We start from the raw sequence: 23,049 nt of genomic DNA, 5'->3' as shown, positions 1-23,049 counted from the left end.
TACGTTATAAGTGTAAAGATAGTGCTTGGTGCTTAGTGCTTAGTGCTTAGGCGGAGGTTTGAGGCCGCGCTAAGTGCTTACTGCGTATAGCTTAGGCAATTACAGATGCAGGCAGACAACATTCACCAACTTTCTAAGCACTAAGTACCAGGCACTAAGCCCTAAAATCTACATCCGCTTCACCACCAGCACCCGCTCGATGTTGTCGTTCACGCGGAACCGCTCGTCGGAGCATGGGAAGTCCTACTTACAGTTTGCGGACAATAAAATCGGCACTGTTGCTTCTCACTTCTCGGTAGGGGTTAGCTATTTATCAGTGATGCTGATTGTGTCACTATTTATTAGTTTCCACTTGCCTTTATATGTGCTCTTTGCCTTGTATTTTATAAGTATATTCTTCCTCGAACCTTTGTGAAGAATGGTGAAATTAATGGTATCTCTTTCGGTATCGTTTTCGTCGAATTCTGCTTGAAAACCCCGATACGTGCCTATCAGTGAGTTAAGCTTCCTGTCTGCTTTACTGGCCTCGATAGTCTCATCTATTATGGAAGGTGTTGAACTCGTGATTAATAAACCTGCCAATAGATAAAAGGCAAGAGCTAAAAATGTTAAAGTTGCTAGAACTAACAGCTTCGTTTTCGTTGCCATGTTTTAAATAGTTGTACGCTCCTCAACTTCCTAAGCACTAAACTCTACATCCGTTTCACCACCAGCACCCGCTCGGTGTCGTCGTTCACGCGAAACCGCTCGTCGGGGCGGAAGCCGATGACCCAGGCGATTTTGCCGTCGCCGGAGCAGAGCACCTGCACGTTGTCTTTGAGGTTGAGGGGCACTTTCTGGTCGATGAGGAAGTCGGAGAGCTTCTTTTTGCCTTTCATGCCGATGGGCATAAACCAGTCGCCTTCCTGCCAGGGCCGCACGATGAGCGGGAATTTCAGCGCATCGGCATCCAGCGCGGCTACGGCTTTGCCGCGCGGCACCTCAAAGCCTTCGGTTACTTCCTGCAGCTCCAGGCGCAGGTGCAGCCCGTCAATCTTCAGCACTTCCTGGCCGGCCTGCAGCTGGTGCGTGCCGAATTTGGTGAGGTTCTTCGGGGTGATAACCAGCTGCTCGCGGTCCTTCACCAGCCGGTGCGTCGGCGACTCGAAGCGGCGGCCGGGCTCGGCCGGGAAGGCGGCCACAATGTCCTTCACCACCGGAAAGCTGAACCCGAACAGCCGCAGCAGCTCGTGCAGCACCAGCGTGGTGGCGGCCGTTTTCTGCAGCAGCCGGATGTCGAGGTACGTGGCGTCGGTTTCGGTGCGCTGGGCCTCGGCGGCGGTGTCCTGCACGTAGCGGCGCACGATTTCCTCGGCCCCGCCCACCCGCTCGGCCGTGAACTGCAGCGTCTGGTCGAGGCTGGGGTTGATGTCGCGCAGCACGGGCAGCACCTCCTGGCGCAGGCGGTTGCGCTGGTACACGGGGCTGTCGTTGGAGGCGTCTTCGCGCCACATCAGCTGGTTTTCCACCAGATACTCAAACAGCTCAGGCTTGGCCACGCCCAGCAGCGGCCGCACGATGTGGCCGTTTTTGGGCGGGATGCCGTGCAAACCGGCCAGGCCGGTGCCGTGGGTGAGGTTGAGCAGCATGGTTTCGGCGGCGTCGCGCTGGTGGTGGGCGGTGGCCACGTAGGCGTAGCCCTGCGTCTGGCGGATTCGCTCAAACCACTCGTAGCGCAGCGCCCGGGCCGCCATCTGCGTCGAAATGCCTTCCTGCTCGGCAAAGGCCTTGGTCTGGAAGAACTCCACGAAATAGGGCACCTCGTACTTCTTGGCCAGCTTGCGCACAAACTGCTCGTCGGCATCGGCCTCGTCGGCGCGCAGGCCGAAGTGGCAGTGGGCAATGGCAAACTGCGCCCCCAGTTGGTGCAGCACGTCGGCCAGCACCACCGAGTCCTGCCCGCCGCTCACGGCCACCAGCAGCGTGTCGGTTTCGAGGGTGAAAAGCGCGTGTTCCTGGATGTAGCGGCGGACCTGGTCGAGCATAGGGGAGGGGAAGCAAGGAAATGGCAGGCCGCAAAAGTACGGCCCGGGCCGCTGTTTGCGGCTACGTGGGCTATATTGGGGCGGCGGGTTTTTTCGCCTCCTCTTTCTATGCCTGTTTTCTTCACTGCCCGGCTGCGCCCTGTGCTGCGCCGCGCCGGCCTGGGCCTGGCCCTGCTGCTGCCCGCCGCCTGCACCACCGACCCCGTGCTGCCCGCCGATTACCGCCCGCTGGTTATCGGGCACGCCGGCTCGGCGTTCCTGACGCCCATCATGCCCTTCAACCCGCTGCCGCCCAACAGCGCCGCCAGTTTGCAGCAGGCCCTGGACCGCGGCGCCGACGGCCTAGAAGTGGACGTGCAGCTCAGCCAGGACAGTGTGCTGATGCTCTACCACGATGCCAAGCTGGAGTCGTTGACGGCCGGCACCGGGTGCATCAGCGAGAAGCCGGCCGCGGAGCTGCTGCAGCTGCCCTACCGCGCCGGCCTGCCCTACGACTGGTTCCACAATGAGAAGCTGCAGACCCTGGAAAGCCTGCTCAGCCGCACCCAGGGCCAGCATCCCTACCTGCACTTCGACCTGCACCACGCCGACGCCTGCCGCCCCGACGATGCCTACTGGCGCGCGCCGGTGCTGGCCCGCGCCCTGGGCCGCCTGCTGCGACGCTACCCCTGGCCGCCGGAGCGCCTGCTTATATTGACCACCCACCAGCCCACGCTGGCTTTGCTGCGCCGCGAGCTGCCGGGCGTGCCCCTGGGCCTGGAAATCACCGACAACTTTGCCGCCGGCCTGCAAAACGCCAAAGCCGAGAAGGTGCAGGCCGTGGTGCTGAGCAAAGACCTCGTGAGTCTGGAAAACACCCGTCAGGCCCACGCCGCCGGCCTGCAGGTGGTCACGTTCGGGGGGCGCTCGAGTGGCACCGTCAAGCGCCTGCTCGGCACCCTGCCCGACGCCATCGAAACCGACAACGTGCCCGCCATGCGCGGCATGATTCCGCCGCAGTTTACTTTATAGAGTGCCGCAGTGCAGGAAAAGCCGAAAGAGCAGCGCGGGCCGCGCCAGGGCGGCCCGCCCGCAAAGTGTGGCGCCCGGACACCAGAAACGGCTTGGTGGCGTTAGGGGGCAGGTTCCGTACCTTCGCGCTGAAATGACCTTTCCCAAGCATATTTTTCTGTTGTGGCTGGCGCTGCTGCCCGCCTTTGTCCTGGCCCAGCAGCGGCCCGCTGCCCGGCCGGCTACGGCTGCCACGCCGCCCAAAGGCTCGCGCATCGAGCTGCTGCCCGGCACCCAGCGGCTGGTGGGTGGCACCTTCAACGGCGTCGAGATTCGCAAGCTGATTGGCAACGTGAGCTTCCGGCAGGGCACCACGCTGCTCTACTGCGACTCGGCCTACCAATATCTGGAGCGCAACGCCTTGGAGGCGTTCAGCAACGTGCGCATTATCCAGAACGACACCATCACCATCACCGGCAACCGGGGCACCTACGACGGCGACACCCGCAAGGCCCGCATCACCGGCAACGTGACCATGCGCGACCCGCGCATGACGCTCACCACCCAGGCCCTCGACTACGACCTGAACCGCAACCTGGCCTACTACAGCACCGGAGGCCACCTCGTCGACCCCGAAAACACGCTCGATAGCCGCTTTGGCTACTACAACACGGCCAGCAAGGTGTTCAGCTTCAAGCGCGACGTGAAGCTGGTGACCAAGGACAACGTCATCGACACCGACACGCTGCAGTACAACACCATCTCGAAGATTGCCACCTTCCTCGGGCCCACCCGCATCAAGGGGCAGCAGGGCACGCTCTACGCCGAAAACGGTACCTACAACACCATCACGCGGGTTTCCAACTTCCAGAAGAACGCCAAGATCGAGACGCCCAACTACCTGCTGGGCGGCGACCGGCTGGTGTACGACGAGGCCCGGCAGTACGGCGTGGCCACCGGCCACGTCTCCATGACCAGCAAGAAAGACAACCTCGTGATTCGGGGCGACGTGGGGCGCTACTGGCGCACGCGGGGCCGCACCAAGGTGTACGGCGCCCCGGTGATGCGCAACATCTCCGGCAAAGACACGCTCTACCTCGCCGCCGATACGCTCATCAGCCAGGAAGGCCGCCCGCCGCTGAACGCCGCCGGCGTGCTCTACGCTTACCCCAAAGCCAAGATCTTCCGTCCCGATTTGCAGGGCCGCGCCGACTCGCTCACCTACGACCGGCAGGATTCCATCATCTACCTCAACAAGAACCCGATTCTCTGGAACGAGAAAAACCAGCTCACCGCCGACAGCATGCAGATCCGGCAGCGCAATGGCAAGCTGGACCAGATGCGCCTGTATGCCAACTCGTTTATCATCGGGCAGGACACGCTGCTGAACTACAACCAGGTGAAGGGCCGCAACATGGTGGCCTATTTCCAGGCCAACTCCATAAAAAAAGTGGACGTGCTTGGCAACGCCGAGAGCCTCTACTATGCTCTTGAGGGCGACACTGCGGTGAGTGGCATGAACAAAGCCGTGTCCTCGACCATGGCTTTGCGCTTTGGGGAGGGCAAGCTGCAGACCATCAGCTTCCTCACCAACCCCGATGCCAGCTTTATTCCGCCCCATGAACTCAAGCCCGAAGATGAGAAGCTGAAAGACTTCCGCTGGCGCCCCACGGAACGCCCTACCCGCCGCATGGTGTTGGGCAAGCACTTCGCCGTGCCGGTGAAAGCCAAGGCCAAGCCGAAAGCCAAAACGCCCGCCAAAGCCAGCGCCAAACCCAAAACCACCAAGGCGCCGGTGACGCCGGCCGCGCCGGCCCGCCCGGTTCCGGCCCGGAAGTAGCCCGCCAGCGCCGTACGCGGCCATGGCGGCCGCCGCGGCCACCTCAAACCACAAACCCTTCAGCCATTCAGGCAGAATCCGTTACCTTTGCGCCCCTTATGCACTATTTCCGCCCGACCCTTTTTGTTCTGCTGCTAAGCACCCTGTTGCTTGGCGCGTGCACCGGCTACCAGAAGCTGCTCAAGAGCAGCGACGTGAACAAGAAGTACGAAGCGGCCATCCAGTATTACGAGAAGGGCGACTACTTCAAGGCCGGCACCCTGCTCGAAGACCTGCTGCCGCTGCTGAAAGGCCGCCCCGAAGCCGAAAAAGCGCAGTTCTACTTCGCCAACACCAACTTCCGGCAGCGCAACTACACGCTCGGCGCCTACTACTTCAAGAGCTTCGCCGACACCTACCCGAACTCGCAGTACGCCGAGGAAGCCAACTTCCTGCAGGCCAAGTCGCTGTTCCGCGACTCGCCGGAATGGGAGCTGGACCAGACCAACACCTACTCGGCGCTGGAGTCCATTCAGGAGTTCATCAACCGCTACCCCACCAGCACGTTCCGGCCCGAGGCCGAGAGTATGTCGCAGGAACTGCAGAAAAAGCTTGAGCTGAAAGCCTATCAGGGCGCCAAGCTCTACTACAACCTGCGCTACTACCAGTCGGCCGTGGTGGCGTTGGGCGGCTTCCAGCAGCAGTTTCCGGCTTCGGCCTTCAATGAGGAAGCCGAGTTTCTGAAAGTAAGCGCGCAGTACGATCTGGCCCGCGAAAGCGTAGAAGAGAAACAGCGCGAACGATACCTGGAGGTGCAGGCGTTCTACCAGCACTTCATCGATACGTATCCGCAAAGCCGCCGCCTGAAGGAGGCCGAGAAGATGTTCATCGACGCCCAGGCCCAGGCCGCCAAGCTCAAGCCCGCCGACCCGACGGCAGCTAAATAAATGGCTGAATTGTTGAATTGTTGAATTGCTGGTTTCTTACACACGTAACGGCCGACGTTCAACGACAACAATTAAGCAATGCAACAATTTAACCGTTCAACCCATGAAAGCACCTAACAACGTTTCTGCCTCCATCGTGACCCGCAACATGTCGGAATTCGCCAACGAAACCGGCAACGTGTACGAGTCGATTGCCATCATCTCGAAGCGCGCCAACCAGATTTCGGTGAAGCTGAAAGAGGAGCTGAACGGCAAGCTGGCCGAGTTTGCTACCACGGTTGACAACCTGGAAGAAGTGTTCGAAAACCGCGAGCAGATCGAAATCAGCAAGCACTACGAGCGTCTGCCCAAGCCCACCAACCTAGCCATCGAAGAGTTCCTGGAAGGCAAAGTGCACTACCGCACGCCGTCGGAATTCGACGAAAACGGCAACCTGCGCGCCATCGAAGGCTAAGCAGCTTCTCTGGCCCTACCGTAAAGCACGTCATGCAGAGCGAAGCGAAGCATCTCGCCAGCGTAGTAATTTTACTGCCCTGGCCGGATGCTTCGCTTCGCTCTGCATGACGCGTTTTAGCAGGGCTTCAACTACCATCCGGGAAATCCGAAAAATCCGCTAAATCCGTGATTCAGGGACGCAAGATCTTACTGGGCGTGTGCGGCAGCATTGCCGCCTACAAAGCCGCGCCGTTGGTGCGGCTGCTGGTGAAGGCCGGCGCCGAGGTGCAGGTGATTCTGACGCCCGCGGCCGCCGCCTTCGTGACGCCGCTCACGCTGGGCACGCTCTCTAAAAACCCGGTGCTGCAGGGCTTCCTGAAAGACGAGCAAGCCGGCGAGTGGCACAACCACGTGCACCTGGGCCTGTGGGCCGATGCGCTGCTGGTGGCGCCGGCCTCGGCCAATACGCTGGCCCACTTCGCCCACGGCCTCTGCGACTCGCTGCTCGATGCCGTGTACCTGTCGGCGCGCTGCCCCGTGCTGCTGGCCCCCGCCATGGACCTCGACATGTATGCCCACCCCGCCACCACCGCCAACCTGGCCACCCTGCGCCGCTACGGCAACCTCGTGCTCGACTCGCCGGCCGGCGAGCTGGCCAGCGGCCTCTCCGGCCCCGGCCGCATGCTGGAGCCCGAAGACATTGTGACGGAACTGGAGCGGTTTTTCGAGGAGTTGTCATTGCGAGCAGAGCGAAGCAATCCTTCCTCTCTTTGAGACAAGCAACCCTTACCGACAAGCCTACTTAAGTTCTGGCCTCAAGGGCTTGCCATTACCTTTAAGCATTCAGCATAGTAGAGGAAGGATTGCTTCGCTCTGCTCGCAATGACAATTTTCTATGCGTGTTCTCCTCACTGCCGGGCCTACCTACGAGCCGCTGGACCCCGTGCGCTTCATCGGCAACCACAGCACCGGCAAGATGGGCTACGCGCTGGCCGAGGCCTTTGCTGCCATCGGCGCCGACGTGACGCTGATCAGCGGCCCCACCAACCTGCCCGACCCCGCGCACCCACGCATCCGCACGCAGCGCGTGGAAACCGCCGACCAGATGTACGCCACCGCCGCCGCCCTGGCACCCACCGCCGATGTGTGGGTATTTGCGGCCGCCGTGGCCGACTACAAGCCCGCGCACGTAGCGGCCGAGAAGATCAAAAAGGCCGGCGACACGCTCACGCTGGAACTGGTAAAGAACGTGGACATTGCGGCCACGCTAGGGAAAACCAAGCGGGCCGAACAATTTTCGGTGGGTTTTGCGTTGGAGACCAACAACGAGGAAGCTCACGCCATGGACAAGCTGCGCCGCAAAAACTTCGACCTCGTGGTGCTGAACTCCCTGCGCGACGCCGGGGCCGGTTTTCGCCACGATACCAACAAAGTGACGCTGCTCGACGCGCAGGGCGAATCCCGTATATTTGAAGTAAAGCCCAAGGCCGAAGTGGCCCGGGATATTGTCGACGCCGTTCTTGCCCGCCTGCCCCGTGAAGTATAATCTGCCGCTGTCTGCTCTGCTGCTTGCCTTCGTTTCGCTGCTGGCCCGCCCCACTAAGGCCCAGGAAATCCAGGCCGAAGTGCGCGTGACCACCGAAAACGTGACCATCGCCGACCGCCAGCTGGTGCAGCAGATGCAGAACGATATGCAGTCGTTTCTAAACACCCGTTCCTTCACCAGCCAGACCTACCGGCCCGAGGAGCGGATCCGGATGCGCATTTTTGTGGGCATCACCGAAATTCCGCAGAACGGCCAGTACAAGGCCACGGCCCGCATCGTGTCGTCGCGGCCGGTGTATGGCACCGGCTTTGAAACGAATTTGCTCAGCTTCGCCGACCGCAACTTCGTCTTCAACTACTCGCCCCAGAACCCGATTGACTTCTCGGAAAACAACTTCGTGGGCAACCTGTCGTCGCTGCTGACCTTCTACGCCTACCTCACCATCGGCATCGACCAGGACAGCTTCGCCCGCCTGAGCGGCTCGCCGTACTACGACCGGGCCCGCATTGTGGTGCAGAACGCCTCGTCGCAGACCATCACCAACGAGCAGGATGACGCCTGGAAGGACGGGCAGTCGCGCAACCGCTACTGGCTGCTCAACAACCTGCAGGACCCGCAGCTGGAAGCCATCCGCACGGGCATCTACGCCTACTACCGGCAGGGGCTCGACGTGTTCATCGAGAAGCCCGAAGAAGCCCGCACCAGCATCTACGGGGCCCTGGAGGGCGTGCACAACGCCGCCATCCGCCGTCCCGGCACGCTGCTGGCCCGCGCCTTCTTCGACACCAAGGCCGACGAAATTGCCAACATCTTCCGCAGCTCACCCGATGCCGAGCAGAAGCAGCGCCTCACCACCCTGCTCACGGAAGTAGACCCCACCAACTCGGCCAAGTACCAAGCCATGCTGCGCCAGCCGTAGCACCTGTCATTCCGAGCAAAGCGAGGAATCTGGGTTGAATCAGTTGAACTGTTCCACTCAGATTCCTCGCTTTGCTCGGAATGACAAAACCTTCCTGCAAATTTTATTGGCAATTGACTAATTGAACTAGTAGCTTTGCTAAAGCTACTAGACCCGGCTGGTATGTGCCGGTCCGTAGCGCGTGTGTTTTGGCAGCTACGGCCGGGAGTCCGGCCTTCACTTGGTAGATTATGCTCATTGACCTCCGCATCCGCAACTACGCCCTGATTGAGCAGCTGCAGCTGCAACCCTCGGCACTGCTCAACATCATCACCGGCGAAACCGGGGCCGGCAAGTCCATTATGCTGGGCGCCATCGGCCTGCTGCTCGGCAACCGCGCCGACTCGCGCATGCTCTTCGACACCGACAAGAAGTGCGTGATTGAGGGCCAGTTTGATATCAGCAGCTACCAGCTGCAGGATATTTTCGAGGCCGAAGACCTCGACTACGATGCGCAGTGCATTCTGCGGCGCGAAATCAGCCCCGCTGGCAAGAGCCGGGCCTTCGTGAACGACACGCCCGTGACGCTGGAAACCCTGCGCCACATTGGGGCCAACCTTATGGACATTCACTCCCAGCATGACACGCTGCTGCTCGGGGATGCCGTGTTTCAGCTGAACCTGCTGGATCTGTACGCCGGGCTGGTGCCCACGCGGGGCCAGTACAGCAACGCCTACCGCCAGTATCGCAAGCTGGAAGCCGACCTGAAAACCCTGCAGGACCAGGTGGCGCAGGCCAATAAGGAGCTGGACTACCACAGCTTCCTGCTGACCGAGCTGGAAGATGCCCGCCTCGACAACGAGCGCCAGGACGAGCTGGAGCAGGAAGTGAAAGAGCTGGAGCACGCCGAGGAAATCAAATTCAAGCTCACCCACGCCCTGCAAAGCCTCACCGAAAGCGAGTACTGCGCCACCAGCGGCATGAAGGAAGCCGCCACGCTGCTGGGCCAGATTGCCAACTACTCGGAGCAGGCCCGCGAGCTAAAGCTGCGCCTTGACAGCTGCCTGATTGAGCTGCACGACATTGCCGACGAAATAGAAGCCGCCGAGCGCCGCACCGAAGGCGACCCGGCTCGCATCGATGAGCTGCAAGGCCGCCTGAACGTGCTCTACAGCCTGCAGCGCAAGCACCAGGTGCGCGACGTGGTGGCGCTACTGGCCGTGCGCTCCGACCTGCGCGACAAGGTCAGCTCCGTGCTCAACCTAGACCGCCAGATTACGCGCCTGCGCCGTGACGCCGACGCCGCCCTGGCCACCGTAACCAAGCAGGCCACGCGCCTCTCGGAAGCCCGACGCAAGGTGTTCCCGAAGTTTGAGAAGGAGTTGGTGGCGCTGCTGGCCGATCTGGGCATGCCCAACTCGCGCATTGTGGTGCAGCACCAGGAAGGCCCGCCCGCTACCAGCGGCATTGATGTGGTGAGTATCCTGTTCACGGCCAACAAAGGCGCCCAGCCCCAGACGCTGAGCAAGGCCGCCTCGGGCGGCGAGTTCTCGCGCCTGATGCTGTGCATCAAGTACATGCTGGCCGACAAAACGGCGTTGCCGACCATCGTGTTCGATGAAATTGACACCGGCATCAGCGGCGAAATTGCGGTGAAAGTGGGCCGCATGATGCAGCAGATGGCCAAAAAGCACCAGCTCATTGCCATCAGCCACCTGCCCCAGATGGCCGCCGCCGGCGACACGCACTACTTCGTGTACAAGGAAGACCGCGCCGACCGCACCGTGAGCCGCATCCGCCAGCTCAGCCAGGAGGAGCGCATCCAGGAAATTGCCCAGATGATTTCCGGCGCCAACCCCAGCCAGCACGCCTACCACAGCGCCCGCGAGCTGCTGGCGTTGCGCGGCGTGGAAATGGCGGGGTAAGATTTCGTTGTTCGTTTCCCGTTGTTGGTTTTTAGTGTAGTGTTATTTGTAAACTTGGGGCTGGATACAGAATGTCTTGCGCAAATGGCGGACTCATTCTGGCTGATAAGTAGCGCCTGGCTACGAAATACGAACAACGAATAACCAAAAACGAATGGCTAATAACCTGCTCGCGGGCAAAGTCGGTATCATTTCCGGCGCGCTGAACGAAGAATCCATTGCCTGGAAAGTAGCCCTGAAGGCCCACGCCGAAGGTGCCCGCTTTGTGCTCACCAATGCCCCGCTGGCCATGCGCATGGGCGAAATCAACAAGCTCTCGGAGTTGTGCTCGGCGCCCATCATTCCGGCCGATGCTACGTCCATGGAGGATTTGGAGAAGCTGTTCTCGGGCGCGCAGGAGCACCTCGGCGGCAAGCTCGACTTCGTGCTGCACAGCATCGGCATGAGCGCCAACATCCGCAAGGGCAAGCACTACGGCGAGCTGAACTACGAGTGGTACCAGAAAACCCTCGATGTATCGGCCCTGTCGTTCCACAAGATGCTGGCGGTGGCTGAAAAGCAGGACGCCTTCAACGAGTGGGGCTCGGCCGTGGCCCTGAGCTACATTGCCGCCCAGCGCGCCTTCCTCGACTACACCGACATGTCGCAGGCCAAGGCCATGCTCGAAAGTATTGCCCGCAGCTACGGCCAGCGCCTCGGCAAGCTCAAGAAAGTGCGCGTGAACACCATCTCGCAGTCGCCCACCAAAACCACGGCCGGCACCGGCATCAGCGGTTTCGATGCGTTCTACGAGTACGCCGACCGCCTCTCGCCCCTGGGCAATGCCCCGGCCGAAGCCTGCGCCGATTACTGCATCAGCCTGTTCTCGGACCTGACCCGCTACGTGACCATGCAGAACCTCATGCACGACGGCGGCTTCAGCACCACCGGCATTTCGGAGGAAATCGTGGAGCTGATGTCGAAGGCCAATTCCTAGGTTTTTCTACCTTCTCAATAAACGACAACGCCCGGCCGGTTTGGCTGGGCGTTGTTGCGTTTAAGGGGCACTGTACTCTCATCGTTGCCGATGTTGTTGACGACGGTTTTTAGGTCAGTGTAGAGACGATTAAACAGGGTAGCGCGAAGCCTTTGCTTCGCGTTTACGTTATCGCTCTACTGCAACGCGAAGCAAAGGCTTCGCGCTACAAGTTTCCTCAGAAATTCAGCTGGGCCTGCAGGCGCAGCAGGCCGCCGCGCTGGCGGTTGTTCTGCTTCTGGAAATCCTCGAAGCGGCGGTTGGAGAGCGTGTACATCGTCACCAGCTCGAAGCTCGGGAAGGGCTGCCACTCCACGCCCAGCTCGGCCTCGCGCACGGTGTAGCTGCGGGCGTCCCGCTCGTGCTTCTTGCCGCCGTCGTAGTACTGGCCGCGCAGGAAGGGGTAAAACTGCTGCCCTTTGTGCTGGAAGCGGTAGTTGAGCAGCACGTAGCCGCCGTGCAGGCGTTGCGTCTCGATGCTGTCGGTGCTGGGATTGAACTCGGGGCCGCGGCCACGTTGTACTCGGCCTGCAGGCCGAAAGGCTGCGGATACAGCACGAAGGTGGTGGCCACGCGCTGGTCGGGGTAGCGCAGATCAGGGCGGGTTTTCACGCCGCTGGATAGCTGGTCGCGGTTTACCACGTACTCGCCGGAGTACGCCTGCAGGGCTGGCTCGATAAGCTGACCCCCAATTTCGAGCGGATACGTGACGCGGGCCACCACGTGGCGCTGGTTGTTGAGCTCGGGGCGGTTGGCGGTCTGGCCGTTGAACACGCCCAGTCCCACCACGCCGTAGTCGCCGGAGCCTTTCAGGCCGTCTTTCACGAGGCGGCTGAAGCGCTGGCGCACGGCCGTCGGGGCCCAGTACAGGAAGGCGCCCAGGTCCCGCTCGTTGGAAAAGGAACTGTTAATGCCGTCACTGCGGTCCAAGGCCAGGCGGTTCTGGCTGGATTGCATGTTCTCAAACCCGAACGGAATCTTGCTCTGCCCCAGCCGCACCCGAAACTGGCTGGCTTTGTCGAGGCCCACATCGAAGTAGGCGTCGCGCAGGAGCGTGGCGTTCAGCGAGGAGCTGCCGCTGAGCGTGCTGGCGAAATCGGGCTGCAGGTAGAAGTACACCCGCTCGTGCAGCTGCCCGAAGAAGATGATGCGAATCCGGCGCAGCGAAAACCCGCCGTTGCGGCCCCACGACCGGTCGCACTGTTCGCAGGTGAGGTCGGGGTTGGTTTCCAGCAGCCGGTTGTAGCGGGCCTGCACGTAGCCCCGCACGGCTACCGTCTGGTACCACTTTTTGCCCGGGGCCGGCTCCGAGGAAACTGAGTCGGCGGCCTGACCGTGGGCCCGGCCGGCCGCCAGTAGCAACAGGATGGTTAACAGTTTATTCATGAAATGATAATGCTGGCACAAAGTGCGGCATTAGATGTTACTTCAACATGTCCGGTGTATTACGACAATGTTACCAATGCCATCTGCGCAAACCAGCCCCCACCAGCCTGAGCAGGTGGGGGCTGATTGATAGTGGGGCTTCCGGAGGACGAACTTGGTAGTTCGCCCCCCCCCCGCGCCGCATCAGTAATTTTGTTCCGGGGCGCGCACTACCAAGCCCACGCTACTCCGCCGTTTCAGGAACAGTGTCGGCCTGAGTGGTGGCTTCGTAGGTGTCGGCGTACTTGAAATCGTCGAGCCAGTAGGCGGAGCTGACTACATCGAAAACCACCGACTTGTCGGTTTTCTTCGAGGGCGTGAGCTGCCAGATGATGCTAGGAGCTTCGGGGAAGCCGGTGCCGTCGAGCTGCTCGTGGAAGAGGCGCTTGAGCAGGGTGTTGTCGGGCATACCCTGGGCTAGCAGGCGCAGCAGCGGGGCCTCGGGCTGCTGGTCGAATACGCTCAGGCCAGCGGCATCCTCGGTGGTGAGCTGCACCTGAAACTGCACGGCTTCGGCGCGCGGGAACTTGCCGTTGTAGGCGGTGTAGAGCAGCTGGGTAGCTTTGAAAAAGCCTTCGTGCTGCCCGAGCTCGGGGTTTTCTTCCCAGAGTTTCTCGGTGAGCATCTGGTGGGCCAGGTTTTCGATCTGGCCGGCGGTGAGCTGGTCCTCGAACAGATACTCCAGCACCAGCTGGGCGGCTTCGGTGGGCTCCAGGTCGGTGAGGGCCATGTGGGCCATGTCGGTCAGCTCGTTGGCGGCTATGTCGTCGGGGTTGTCGTAGCCGGTTTTGGTGAGCAGGGCCTTATAGTCGGCTGGCTCCCAAGAGTTGGGCAATTGAGTGAGGGTATCGAAGGTGAGGCGTTCTACGGTGAACTTCTGCATGCGGAAAGACTAAATAGACTACGCGGCGCAGGCGCGCCGCTGTTCAGCTTGTATACGTTGGCCCGCGGTAAAGGCTGGGTTAAAAACCGCAAACCGGCCCCAACAGCGCCTGGCAGCGTGGTTGGGGCCGGTTTGGGCGAAGTAGAGACGCAATATTTTGCGTCTCGTCGTTTAACGACTGGCGCTGCACTCGTTAAACAGCGTCAGCAACGATGAGACGCAAAATATTGCGTCTCTACAGCGTTCTAACTATGGAATCAGGCGGTCGGTGCGGAGCTGCTCGAACAGGTCGAAAAAGGAATCTTCGGTGGACTGGTAGGCCAGGAAGCCGCGCTTGCGGCTGTTGGTCATGTCGGTCATCACCTCAACGGGGCGGCCCAGGTCGAGGTCGGTGTGCCAGGGGGAAGCGAGGCGGTCGAGGGCCGGCTCCTGCAACTGGTGCCGCTCGGCAATGTCGCGCCACACGGCGGCATCCTGGCTGAGCTCGGCTTCCAGCGGGTGAATGGTGCCATCAAAGCCCACGGCTTCCACCCCAAACCACGCGGCCAGGCGCGGCCACAGCCAGCTCCAGCGGAAAACGTCGCCGTTCACGATGTTGAAAGCCTGGTTTTTGGGCGATTTCGGCAGTGGCGGCCCAGCGTAGCTGCTGGGCGATGATGCGGGCGTCGGTGACGTCGGAGAGGCCGTTCCACTGGGCCGCGGAGCCGGGCCAGCGGAAGGGGCGGCCGGTTTCCTTGCAGATGCTGGCGTACACGGCCAGAGTGGTGCCCAGGTTCATGAGGTTGCCCACGGCCTTGCCGATGATGGTGTGCGGCCGGTGGATGCTCCAGGTGAATCCGTCGCGGGCGGCGGCGGCGTACACCTCGTCTTCCTGGGCGTAGTAAAAGTTGTCGAGCGGGAGGCGGGGCTGCTCCTCGCGCAGCGGCGTGGGCGGCGGGGTGCCCCCACTCACGTAGGCCTCAAACGGTCCCAGATAGTGCTTCAGGCCCGTTACCAGCGCCACATGCTGCACCGATTTTTTTGGGGCCAGGGCGTCGAGCAGGTTGCGCACCATCAGGCTGTTGACGCGGATGTTCTCGGCCTCGGTGTCCTGGCGCATCCAGCTGGTGATAAACACGTGGGTAGGCGCGAGGTCGGCCAACGCAGTCTGCAGGCTGGCAGGGTTCAGCAAATCGGCGGCGACGGGGTGCAGGCCGGGAACGTCGTCGGGGCGGGGCGAGCGGGCCAAGCCATAGGTGGGCCAGTCGTGGGCCACCAGCTCGCGGGCCAGGTTGCTACCGATGATGCCGCTGGCACCTACTACAAGGGCTATATTCTTCATGAAAGTTGAAATTCGGGGAGGGTGCATGCCGGGTGATGTACGGCACAAGGTGTTATAACAGCCGAAGGCAGCAAGTGTCCCGCGGGTGGTGCCTGTTTCGCGGCCCGCGCCCAAAAAAAGCCCGGCCTTTGCGGGGCCGGGCTCTTGAAAAAACTGTGCTGAATGTGCCTATTTCGCGCTTTCGTCGCCGTCGATGGGTTGGCTTTCGTTGTGCACTTTGGCGGCAATCAGGCCATCGGGCAATACGTTGCTGGCCGTGACCTGCACCTTGTTCATGAAGCCGGAAATAACCCGCTTCTCGCCGGCCATCAGGGCCTTGTAGCCGTCTTTGGCTACGTCGGCGGCGGGGGCCATACCGCTCTTTTCGGCCACGTTCTTGGCGCGGGTCATGTCGGCTTTCTCGAAGAAGTCGGTATCCGTGAGGCCAGGCAGCAGGTTGGTGATGGTGACGTTGCTGTCCTTATTTTCCTCCTGAATCGACTCGGTGAAGGAATTGACGAAGGCCTTGGTGCCGTGGTACACCGCCTGCAACGGGCCGGGCAGCTCGCCTGCAATGCTGCCCACCAGCAGAATCTTGCCCTCGTTGCGGGCCTTCATTTCCTGCAGATACAGCTTGGTAAACACCAGATAGGCCCCGATGTTGAGCTGCACGATGTCCAGCTCGCGCCGGATGTCGGTGGTGTCGAAGGTGCCGTACTGGCCCTGGCCGGCGTCGTTTACCAGCACATCCACCTGCTTGCCGCTGGCCTTGATTTCGTTGTAGACCTCAAATGGGGCTTCGCGCTCGAACAGGTCTTTGGCAATGGTGGTGACTTCGATACCGTACTGCTGCTGCAGCTCCTGGGCCGTCTGGCTGAGTTCCTGCGCGTCGCGGGCGACGATAATGAGGTTGTATTTGTCCTGAGCGAAGCAGTTGGCCAGCTCCCGGCCGATGCCGCTGGTGCCGCCGGTGATAAGGGCTGTTTTGGAGGTAGTTGCCATAAAATTGGGAAGGATGGGTTAGTGTATGGCTAACGAATCCTTTCCGCGGGCGGTTATGGTCGGGCTTGGGAGGTAGCGGCTGCTGAGCTATTTCTGTTTGATATAGAGCAAAGTGGACTGTCCCGACGGCCCGTATTTATCGTTGAGCAGAAAGTAGCCGCCCCGGTAGGCCGCCAGTCCTTCCCAGTTGTAAGTCATGTAGGAGCGCGGCAGCTCCAGCAGCGGCTCCCAGCGCAACTTGCGGCGGCGGTAGCGCAGGCTGACCAGGCGGCAGTAGTTCTGGTAGCGGCCGGCGCTGTCGAGCACCAGCCGGGAGCTGGCGTCGGTGGGAGCGGGGCGGTACACGCTGTCATCGGGGCCGTTGAAGAAGTAGTTGATGGCGGTGTAGCGGCCACGGCCGGTACGCACCATGTCCGTCACCCGAAACGGCAGCGCCGCCACGGGCACCGACTGCACTTGCGTTGGCCGGGTGGCGGCAGCGGGCAGCAGCAGAGCCTTGTTATCGGGTGGAAAGGCGTTGTACTCAAACAGCAGCAGCAGGTGCCGGCGGTAGCGGGCCAGGGCCTCGAAGCCGGCGTTGTACACGTGCGCGCCGTTGGGCAGAGCGGGCTTGGCCAGCGTCACTAAGTAGGCCGGATCTAGCTGGATGGCCGTGTGGGCGGCATCGAAGCGGCCCTTGATCAGGTAGCAGTAGGGCGCAGCCGTGGCCGTCTCGACGGTGAAGTACAGTTCGCCATTCAGCACCGTCAGGCTTTCCAGCCCTTCGTACACCTGGCCCAGGCTGTCGATGCGGGCCCGCAGCTGGTCGAGGCCGCGGATGGGGTACTTGTGGTACGGCAGCTCCCGGGGCTGCCCGGTGAGCTGGCGGTTGAGGCTGGCCAGCGGCAGGCCGTATACCTTGGCTTCGGCCTGCTCCTGCAGGCGGCTTTCGGAGAGCAGCAGCAGCTCACGGCCGTGTAGGTACAGGCCGGAAAACTGGTTGTTCTTATCGGCCAGCTCCGGCGGCAGCGCAATGGTCTGGGGCGGGCGGGCAGTGGGTTGGGCGGTGGCAAAAGCGGCCGGCAGCAACAGCGCAGGTAGCAAACGGTACTTCATCAGGCAGGAAGCGGATAAGCCGCCAAAGGTACGGTGCCGCCCGTGTCGGCCAGCCACGTCGTCAGCTCCTTTTACCCCAGTACAATCTGCTTGGGGTGCATTTCCACGGCGTAGTCCTCTATCACCTGCCGCAGAATCTGCATGTCGCGGGGGCAGCAGCGGGCAAATTCCTCCCAGTTCGTGAGCGTCAGTACGGGCGGCATCTCCACAATAGCCACGATGGAGTCCCAGAAGGCGTCCCAGCTCGGGCCATACCATTCCTCAAAGCCCAGCTCTTCTTTGAACAGCTGGTGAATGGCGGCTTTGCTGGTGATGCCGGTGAGGTCGAGGGTCATGGGCTAAATGTAGCGCGAACTTTGTAGTTCGCGTCCCCGCGCCGTTCGGGTGATTTCGTTCTGGGGCGCGAACTACAAAGTTCGCGCTACTGTGCCGTTCGGGTGATTTCGTTCTGGGGCGCGAATTACAAAGTTCGCGCTACTGTGCCGTTCGGAGAATTTCGTTCTGAGGCGTGAATTACAAAGTTTGCGCTACTGCGCTGCCGTACGTCAGGATTCCGGCCAGTAGGTATAGGGCCATTGCTCCCAGCTTTCCACCAAGCCGGCTTTTACCGGGTTATTGAGCACGTAGGCAATTACGCGCTGCATCTCGTCGCCGCTGCGCACGAGGTGGTCGTAGGTTTCGCGCTGCCAGAACTGGCCGGTGCGCCCAGGTGCTTGTTGGCCTGCAAAGCCGTGTAGCCTTTGATGCGTTGCAGCGTTTCAGCCAGTGCCGGCGCCCCATCTTCCAGCGACACAGCCAGATGCACATGATTGGGCATAATGCAGTAGCAGCGCAGGTAGTAGGCTATTCCGTTGAAATGCCGCAATGAACCGCCCACCAGATTGGCTATTTCCGGGTGGCGCAGCCACGTAGCGCCGTGAGCCGCTTCGTCCAGCAGCTGATCAAAGCGACCGAAGTAGCGGCGCTGCCCGGCGTAAGTAGCTTCCGGTAAGTGGTTTTCTCCCGTGAGAAACTGAGCCCGCAGGCGCGCAATGGTGGCAGCAGGCAATGAATCGGCCAGTCTGAACGTCAGGAAAATATCGGAGCCCGGCGGCAGGCGGTGCGGCAGATTGCGCTCATAGTACAGCAGATTGCTCATTCGATAACAGAATAAATAGCTGATCGAAAGATAGTAGCGCGAACTTTGTAGTTCGCGCCCCAGAACGAAATTATCCAAACGGCACAGTAGCGCGAACTTTGTAGTTCGCGCCCCGGAACGAAATCACTCGAATGGCGCGGGGGCGCGAACTACAAAGTTCGCGCTACTACCCCGCCGTGTCGCCCACTTCGTCCTCGTCGTCTACCATTACCCGGGCCAGCTTCTCGATATTCAAACTTCTAGCGGAGGCGTCGAAGATTTCGCGGTAGGTGCCGCGCAGGTCGTAGAGCTGCTCGTGGGTGCCGCTTTCCACCATGCGCCCCTGCTTCATCACGTAGATGCAGTCGGAATCGACAATCTGGGCGAGGCTGTGGGAGATGATGACTACGGTGCGGCCCTGCTTGATGGCGTCGAGGGAGTTTTTGATCTGCTCGGTGGCAATGGCGTCGAGGGAGGCGGTGGGCTCGTCGAGGAAGATGATGGGCGGGTTTTTCAGGAACAGCCGGGCAATGGCAATGCGCTGCTGCTGCCCGCCCGAGAGCTGCTGGGCGTCGGACTGGTAGCCATTGGGCAGCTCCATGATTTGTTCGTGCAGGTAGGCCTGACGGGCGGCAGCCTTGATCTGGTCGAGGGTGGCATCCATCACGCCGTAGCGAATGTTTTCCTCGATGGTGCCCTTGAAAATGTGGTTTTTCTGCAGCACCAGCCCGATTTGCCGGCGTAGGGCGTGGGTGTCGTAGTCGGCCAGCGGGCGGCCATCGAGCAGCATCCGGCCCGAGTCGGGGGCGTAGAACTTGCAGAGCAGATTGATGATGGTGCTCTTGCCGGCCCCGCTCAAACCCACCAGCGCGGTGGTTTTGCCGGCCTCGATGGTCAGGCAGACGTCGTGCAGGGCCTGGGTGCCGCTGGGGTAAGTGAAGTCCACGTTGCAGATGTCGAAGGTGCCCTGCAGGTGGTCGGGCAGGAGCGGGCCGGTGGGCTCCACGGCGTCCTCGGCATCCAGAATGTCGAAGAAGCCCTCGGCGTAGGTGAGGGCGTCGTTCATCTCGTCGTAGATGCGGTGCAGCTGCCGGATGGGGGCCGACACGTTGTTGAAGAGCAGGATATGGAACATGATGGCCCCGATGCTGATCTGCCGATCCAGCACCAGGTAGGCCGTCAGGATGATGATGAGCACGACGCCAATCTGCTCGGTGAAGGTTTTGAGGCCGTCGTAGAGGAAGTTGGTTTTGCGCGTTTCCAGCTGGGCTTCCTGCAGGTTCTGCTGCACCCGGGTCTGCTTCTGCTCCTCGTAGTCCTCGCGCACGAAGCTCTTGATGACCACCGCCGAGTCGATGAGATTCACGAGGCCCTGGCTGCGGGCCTCGCGCAGGCCGCGCAACGCCCGGCGGGTGCCGTTGAGCTTATCGGCCTGGCGGTAGCTCAGCCAGAAGTACACCGGCAGCACCGCCACCGCCACCAGCCCCACATACAGGTTGTTGGCAAACATCACCACCAGGGCCACAATGGAGTTGGCAAACAGCGGCAGAATATCAATAAAGAAGTTCTGCACCAGCTTCATCAGACTCTCCACGCCCCGGTCGATGCGGGTCTGGAGCTTGCCGGTCTGGTTGCCGCTGTCGGAGTAGAAGCCGAGCTGGTAGCTGAGCACCTTGTGCACCGCGTCGCGCACCAGCGTGCTGGATACATTGATGCGGATTTTCTCGCCGTAGAACTTCTGCCCGAACTGGATGCCGGTGTTGATGATTTCCTTGCCCAGCAGCAGCCCGCTCACCAGCAGCAGCAGCTCCGCGCCTTCGGCTAGGCCTTGGTTGCGGTCGAGCAGACCCTGCACCGTATCCACGGTATAGCGCAACACAAACGGGTTCACCTGCGCCGCCAGCGAGCCCACCAGCGTGAGGAGCAGCGTGGCAAGTACGAGTCCCCGGTACGGCCGCACGTACGGCAGCAGGCGCTTAATAATTTCCCAAAGACTCATGCAGGCAGCGGCTAAGTAAACAGTAGCCGGTTAGACGAGCGGGGCGTGGGTGGGGTTATTTTCAGGAAAAAGGAAACTGCTCACTTATTTCAAAAACGCATTCAGTGCGAGACGACAAAAAAGAGGCTGCCTTTTTGGTATGCGTGCGTTTTCTCCGAATAATAAATGGATAGGAGGCTATCCGGGCGAATAAGGTAATAACCAGACTCGCAGGAATAGCCCGGGGCCTTTGGGCAAGGAATGGTTTTCCTGCTGCGCGGTTTACTGCGGTAATCGACGGTGAAAACCTTCTGCTTCCATAAAATCAGGGTGTCGCCTTTGATTTTATACATGCCTTCGGTCCGGAGGAGGGGAGTGGCGCTGGTTGGATATTGTATTTCATGGTAAGCATTGCGCTTCAGCACAAGCTTGCTCTGGAAAGTATGCGAGCCGCCTGGGTTATAAGTGCTGTAATAGATTTTTGGCAGCGGCAGTTTTTCTGTGGGAAATGCTGCCAGTATGAGAAACTTGAGAGCATAGAAGAGATGAAGCATAGTTAGTTATTTGCCTTGAAAGTATGCGGCGAATGACACTTTTAGACACTCATGCAGTATCGGTTACGAGAAACCGACGTTACCCTTTCCGCCCCGGTTTCTTCAGAAACGAAATGAGGGCCGGGAAATAATGCTGCGGGTCGTCCCACATGGCAAAGTGCGCGCCTTCGGGGCAGATGTACACCCGGCTGTTGGGTATTTGCTGGTGCATGGTGTCGTAGGCCGAAGGCGGGATGAAATCGTACTGTGCGCCCAGCAGCAGCGTGGGCGTGCGGATGGCCGATAAGCGGGCGGTGAAGTCCCAGGTGGCCATGTGCTTAAACATTGGCAGCCGGTCGGTGCGGTTGATGTGGGCGAGGTTGCGCTTGTAGGGTTCCGGCTCCTGCGTCAGGCGCATCATGTGGCGGCGGAAAAACTCGTCCTGCACTGTTTTGGTGATGAGCGGGTACATCTTGTTGTCGCCCTGCAGGCTGTCGGTGGGCACCTGGCGGCCCCTGGCCGCGGCCTGGTCACGAATGATATCGGCGTAGAGGCCGAAGCGGTGCTTGTTGTAGATGGGCGCGCTGTATCCCATATCCGAGATAATGAGGCCCTTGAGGTGCTGCGGATAGCGCACGGCGTATTCTTGGGCCAACAAACCGCCCCAAGAGTGGCCCAGCAGGAAAAAGTGGTCGAGTCCCAGCCCCTGCCGCACCTGCTCCACTTCCTCCACAAAGCGGTTTATCTGCCAGATGCTGGTGTCCTTGGGCTGGTCGGAGTGGTAGGAGCCAAGCTGGTCGTAGAAGTAGATTTCCACGCCTTCCTTGGTCAGGTACTCCGGGAAGTTCTCAAAGTACTCGTGGCTATTGGCCGGGCCGCCGTGCAGCAGCAGCAGCTTGATGCGGCCCTTGCCCACCTTCTGGGTCCAGACTTTGTACTTGCCATCGACGGTGATCATGCGCACGCCGGGGGCCTGCATTTTGGCGGTGTAGCTGCTGTCTTTGGCTTGGGCGCGCAGTGCGAAAGGGGCCAGCAGCAGGGTTAGGGCTAGCAGCAGACGGTGATAATACAAGCGGATAGCAGAAAAGAGAGCGTAGACGGATAGTCGGCCACAATAGGCCTCAGAGGCCTTAAGATGCGGAAAAATCCGGAGCCGCCTAGGCTCTCAGGCCGCCATGAAGGACTGCAGCACCGTCAGGGTTTCCAGCGGCGCACTCACGTGGGGGCAGTGCCCGCTGATGGGCAGGGTCACTAGGGTGGCTTGCGGAATGGCGGCTAGCAGGTAGGAGCCTACTTCCAGCGGTGCTACCAGGTCCTGAGCGCACTGCACCAGCAGGCAGGGGGTAGTCACCCGTTCCAGGTCATGCCGGTTGTCGGAAGTGAAGGTGACACGCGCGAACTGCTTGGCAATGAGCTGATCATTCTTGCAGATGCGGTGCGAGAGTTCCATTACCAGGGAGGGCTGGTCGGGCGTGCCCATGACAAAATGCGCAAACGAATCGGCCCAGCCCACAAAGTCCGTTTCCATGTACGCCAGCATGGAGTCGATATCGGTTTGCTCGAAGCCACCGTGGTAGTCGGGGTGGTTGGTGTAGCACGGCGAGGGGCACAGCAACAGCAGCTGCCGAAACAGGTCGGGCTTCTCAATGGCGGCCAGCATACAGATCATAGCTCCTACAGAATGGCCAATCAGCGTGACCTGGCTGAGCTTCAGGTGCCGGCAGATATCCAGCAGATCCTGCGTATAGCCGGCCAGCGAAGCATATTTCTCCGGCTCATAAGCAGCAAAATCGGCGTCGCCGGCGCCCATCTGGTCGAAGAGCACCACGCGAAACTGCTTGGCTAAGGTAGGAGCCACAGAATTCCAGATGCTTTGGTCGCAGCCGAAGCCGTTTACGAGTACTAGTGTGCGCGCCCCTCGCCCCAGAATACGTACATTATTGCGTTTTAAGATGTCCATAATATCGGTCTATAGCTCTTCAGCACTGACTGTTACGGCGCTTTTCAGGGTAAGTAAGGGATTCTATATATAAAATTAAGGATGGTAAAATCGGGAATTCGGCGGCTGGCATAAGCCGACATCCAATTGACGCCAGACAGCCCTTTTAAAAAGGATG

23 protein-coding genes and 1 pseudogene are annotated in these 23,049 nt (G+C 60.6%); 9 read left to right on the top strand and 15 right to left on the bottom strand.

The genetic code is table 11. From position 1 onward, the window contains the following. Window positions 1–306 precede the first annotated feature (306 nt). Window positions 307–648 (bottom strand): hypothetical protein, encoded by a 342-nt coding sequence (locus N008_RS22960; RefSeq protein WP_156108996.1) that lies wholly within the window; start codon window positions 646–648, stop codon window positions 307–309. A 44-nt stretch (window positions 649–692) separates the two neighbouring features. Next, window positions 693–2,024 (bottom strand): tRNA lysidine(34) synthetase TilS, encoded by a 1,332-nt coding sequence (gene tilS / locus N008_RS03645; RefSeq protein ID WP_044013805.1) that lies wholly within the window; start codon window positions 2,022–2,024, stop codon window positions 693–695. A gap of 108 nt (window positions 2,025–2,132) precedes the next feature. Between tilS and N008_RS03640 the strand changes: the two genes are divergently transcribed. The 9 genes from N008_RS03640 to N008_RS03600 all read left to right on the top strand — a co-directional run bounded on the left by N008_RS03640 (window position 2,133) and on the right by N008_RS03600 (window position 11,560). Then, complete coding sequence (locus tag N008_RS03640; protein WP_052381162.1) at window positions 2,133–3,035, top strand: glycerophosphodiester phosphodiesterase; 903 nt, start codon at window positions 2,133–2,135, stop codon at window positions 3,033–3,035. Window positions 3,036–3,168: 133 nt separating this feature from the next. Then, complete coding sequence (locus tag N008_RS03635) at window positions 3,169–4,854, top strand: OstA-like protein (RefSeq protein ID WP_052381161.1); 1,686 nt, start codon at window positions 3,169–3,171, stop codon at window positions 4,852–4,854. Window positions 4,855–4,952: 98 nt separating this feature from the next. Beyond that, window positions 4,953–5,780: an outer membrane protein assembly factor BamD gene (locus N008_RS03630; protein ID WP_052381160.1), complete on the top strand. Its 828-nt coding sequence runs from the start codon at window positions 4,953–4,955 to the stop codon at window positions 5,778–5,780. 103 nt (window positions 5,781–5,883) lie between these two features. Then, window positions 5,884–6,234, top strand: coding sequence for a DNA-directed RNA polymerase subunit omega (locus N008_RS03625; RefSeq protein ID WP_044013803.1), 351 nt, complete (start codon window positions 5,884–5,886; stop codon window positions 6,232–6,234). A gap of 167 nt (window positions 6,235–6,401) precedes the next feature. Continuing rightward, complete coding sequence (locus N008_RS03620) at window positions 6,402–6,989, top strand: flavoprotein (RefSeq protein WP_044018277.1); 588 nt, start codon at window positions 6,402–6,404, stop codon at window positions 6,987–6,989. 121 nt (window positions 6,990–7,110) lie between these two features. Continuing rightward, complete coding sequence (locus N008_RS03615; protein ID WP_044013800.1) at window positions 7,111–7,761, top strand: phosphopantothenoylcysteine decarboxylase; 651 nt, start codon at window positions 7,111–7,113, stop codon at window positions 7,759–7,761. After that, window positions 7,751–8,680 (top strand): DUF4835 family protein, encoded by a 930-nt coding sequence (locus N008_RS03610; RefSeq protein WP_197062943.1) that lies wholly within the window; start codon window positions 7,751–7,753, stop codon window positions 8,678–8,680. The genes N008_RS03615 and N008_RS03610 overlap by 11 nt, the downstream gene beginning before the upstream one ends. Window positions 8,681–8,910: 230 nt before the next feature. After that, window positions 8,911–10,584 carry a DNA repair protein RecN gene (gene recN, locus N008_RS03605; RefSeq protein ID WP_044013797.1) on the top strand — a complete coding sequence of 558 codons (1,674 nt, stop codon included), beginning with the start codon at window positions 8,911–8,913 and terminating at the stop codon, window positions 10,582–10,584. Between the two features lie 154 nt (window positions 10,585–10,738). Next, on the top strand, window positions 10,739–11,560 hold the full coding sequence (locus N008_RS03600; protein WP_044013795.1) for an enoyl-ACP reductase: 822 nt from the start codon (window positions 10,739–10,741) through the stop codon (window positions 11,558–11,560). A gap of 217 nt (window positions 11,561–11,777) precedes the next feature. Here the strand turns inward: N008_RS03600 and N008_RS24235 are convergent, their stop codons facing one another. The 13 genes and pseudogenes from N008_RS24235 to N008_RS03545 form a co-directional block, all read right to left on the bottom strand. After that, a complete protein-coding gene (locus N008_RS24235) occupies window positions 11,778–12,047 on the bottom strand; it encodes a hypothetical protein (RefSeq protein WP_410471197.1) in 270 nt (89 codons plus the stop codon). Window positions 12,048–12,157: 110 nt separating this feature from the next. Next, window positions 12,158–12,985 (bottom strand): annotated as a pseudogene (locus N008_RS03595) (porin); the annotation flags it as partial. A 223-nt stretch (window positions 12,986–13,208) separates the two neighbouring features. Continuing rightward, window positions 13,209–13,907, bottom strand: a complete 699-nt coding sequence (locus N008_RS03590; RefSeq protein ID WP_044013793.1) for a hypothetical protein — start codon at window positions 13,905–13,907, stop codon at window positions 13,209–13,211. A gap of 249 nt (window positions 13,908–14,156) precedes the next feature. After that, the gene (locus N008_RS23710) at window positions 14,157–14,498 is read right to left on the bottom strand and encodes a hypothetical protein (protein WP_231569775.1); all 342 of its coding nucleotides are present in this window, start codon (window positions 14,496–14,498) and stop codon (window positions 14,157–14,159) included. Next, window positions 14,419–15,228: an SDR family oxidoreductase gene (locus N008_RS03585; RefSeq protein WP_231569774.1), complete on the bottom strand. Its 810-nt coding sequence runs from the start codon at window positions 15,226–15,228 to the stop codon at window positions 14,419–14,421. Before N008_RS03585 ends, N008_RS23710 begins: the two co-directional genes overlap by 80 nt. A 168-nt stretch (window positions 15,229–15,396) precedes the next feature. Then, the gene (locus N008_RS03580; protein ID WP_044013792.1) at window positions 15,397–16,209 is read right to left on the bottom strand and encodes an SDR family NAD(P)-dependent oxidoreductase; all 813 of its coding nucleotides are present in this window, start codon (window positions 16,207–16,209) and stop codon (window positions 15,397–15,399) included. A gap of 87 nt (window positions 16,210–16,296) precedes the next feature. Then, a complete protein-coding gene (locus N008_RS03575) occupies window positions 16,297–17,304 on the bottom strand; it encodes a hypothetical protein (RefSeq protein ID WP_156108995.1) in 1,008 nt (335 codons plus the stop codon). 71 nt (window positions 17,305–17,375) lie between these two features. Beyond that, window positions 17,376–17,639, bottom strand: a complete 264-nt coding sequence (locus N008_RS03570; RefSeq protein ID WP_052381159.1) for a barstar family protein — start codon at window positions 17,637–17,639, stop codon at window positions 17,376–17,378. A 296-nt stretch (window positions 17,640–17,935) separates the two neighbouring features. Next, on the bottom strand, window positions 17,936–18,520 hold the full coding sequence (locus N008_RS03565; RefSeq protein ID WP_197062942.1) for a hypothetical protein: 585 nt from the start codon (window positions 18,518–18,520) through the stop codon (window positions 17,936–17,938). A gap of 88 nt (window positions 18,521–18,608) precedes the next feature. Further along, window positions 18,609–20,420: an ABC transporter ATP-binding protein gene (locus N008_RS03560; RefSeq protein ID WP_044013786.1), complete on the bottom strand. Its 1,812-nt coding sequence runs from the start codon at window positions 20,418–20,420 to the stop codon at window positions 18,609–18,611. 101 nt (window positions 20,421–20,521) lie between these two features. Then, a complete protein-coding gene (locus N008_RS03555; protein WP_044013784.1) occupies window positions 20,522–20,953 on the bottom strand; it encodes a hypothetical protein in 432 nt (143 codons plus the stop codon). A gap of 79 nt (window positions 20,954–21,032) precedes the next feature. Further along, window positions 21,033–22,004: a proline iminopeptidase-family hydrolase gene (locus N008_RS03550; RefSeq protein WP_052381158.1), complete on the bottom strand. Its 972-nt coding sequence runs from the start codon at window positions 22,002–22,004 to the stop codon at window positions 21,033–21,035. 93 nt (window positions 22,005–22,097) lie between these two features. After that, the gene (locus N008_RS03545; RefSeq protein WP_044013783.1) at window positions 22,098–22,892 is read right to left on the bottom strand and encodes an alpha/beta fold hydrolase; all 795 of its coding nucleotides are present in this window, start codon (window positions 22,890–22,892) and stop codon (window positions 22,098–22,100) included. Window positions 22,893–23,049: the final 157 nt, after the last annotated feature.

It is taken from the genome of Hymenobacter sp. APR13 (assembly GCF_000737515.1).
GTDB lineage: Bacteria > Bacteroidota > Bacteroidia > Cytophagales > Hymenobacteraceae > Hymenobacter.
Note: the sequence above shows the minus strand (reverse complement) of the source record. Positions and strands in the feature narration are given on the sequence as shown.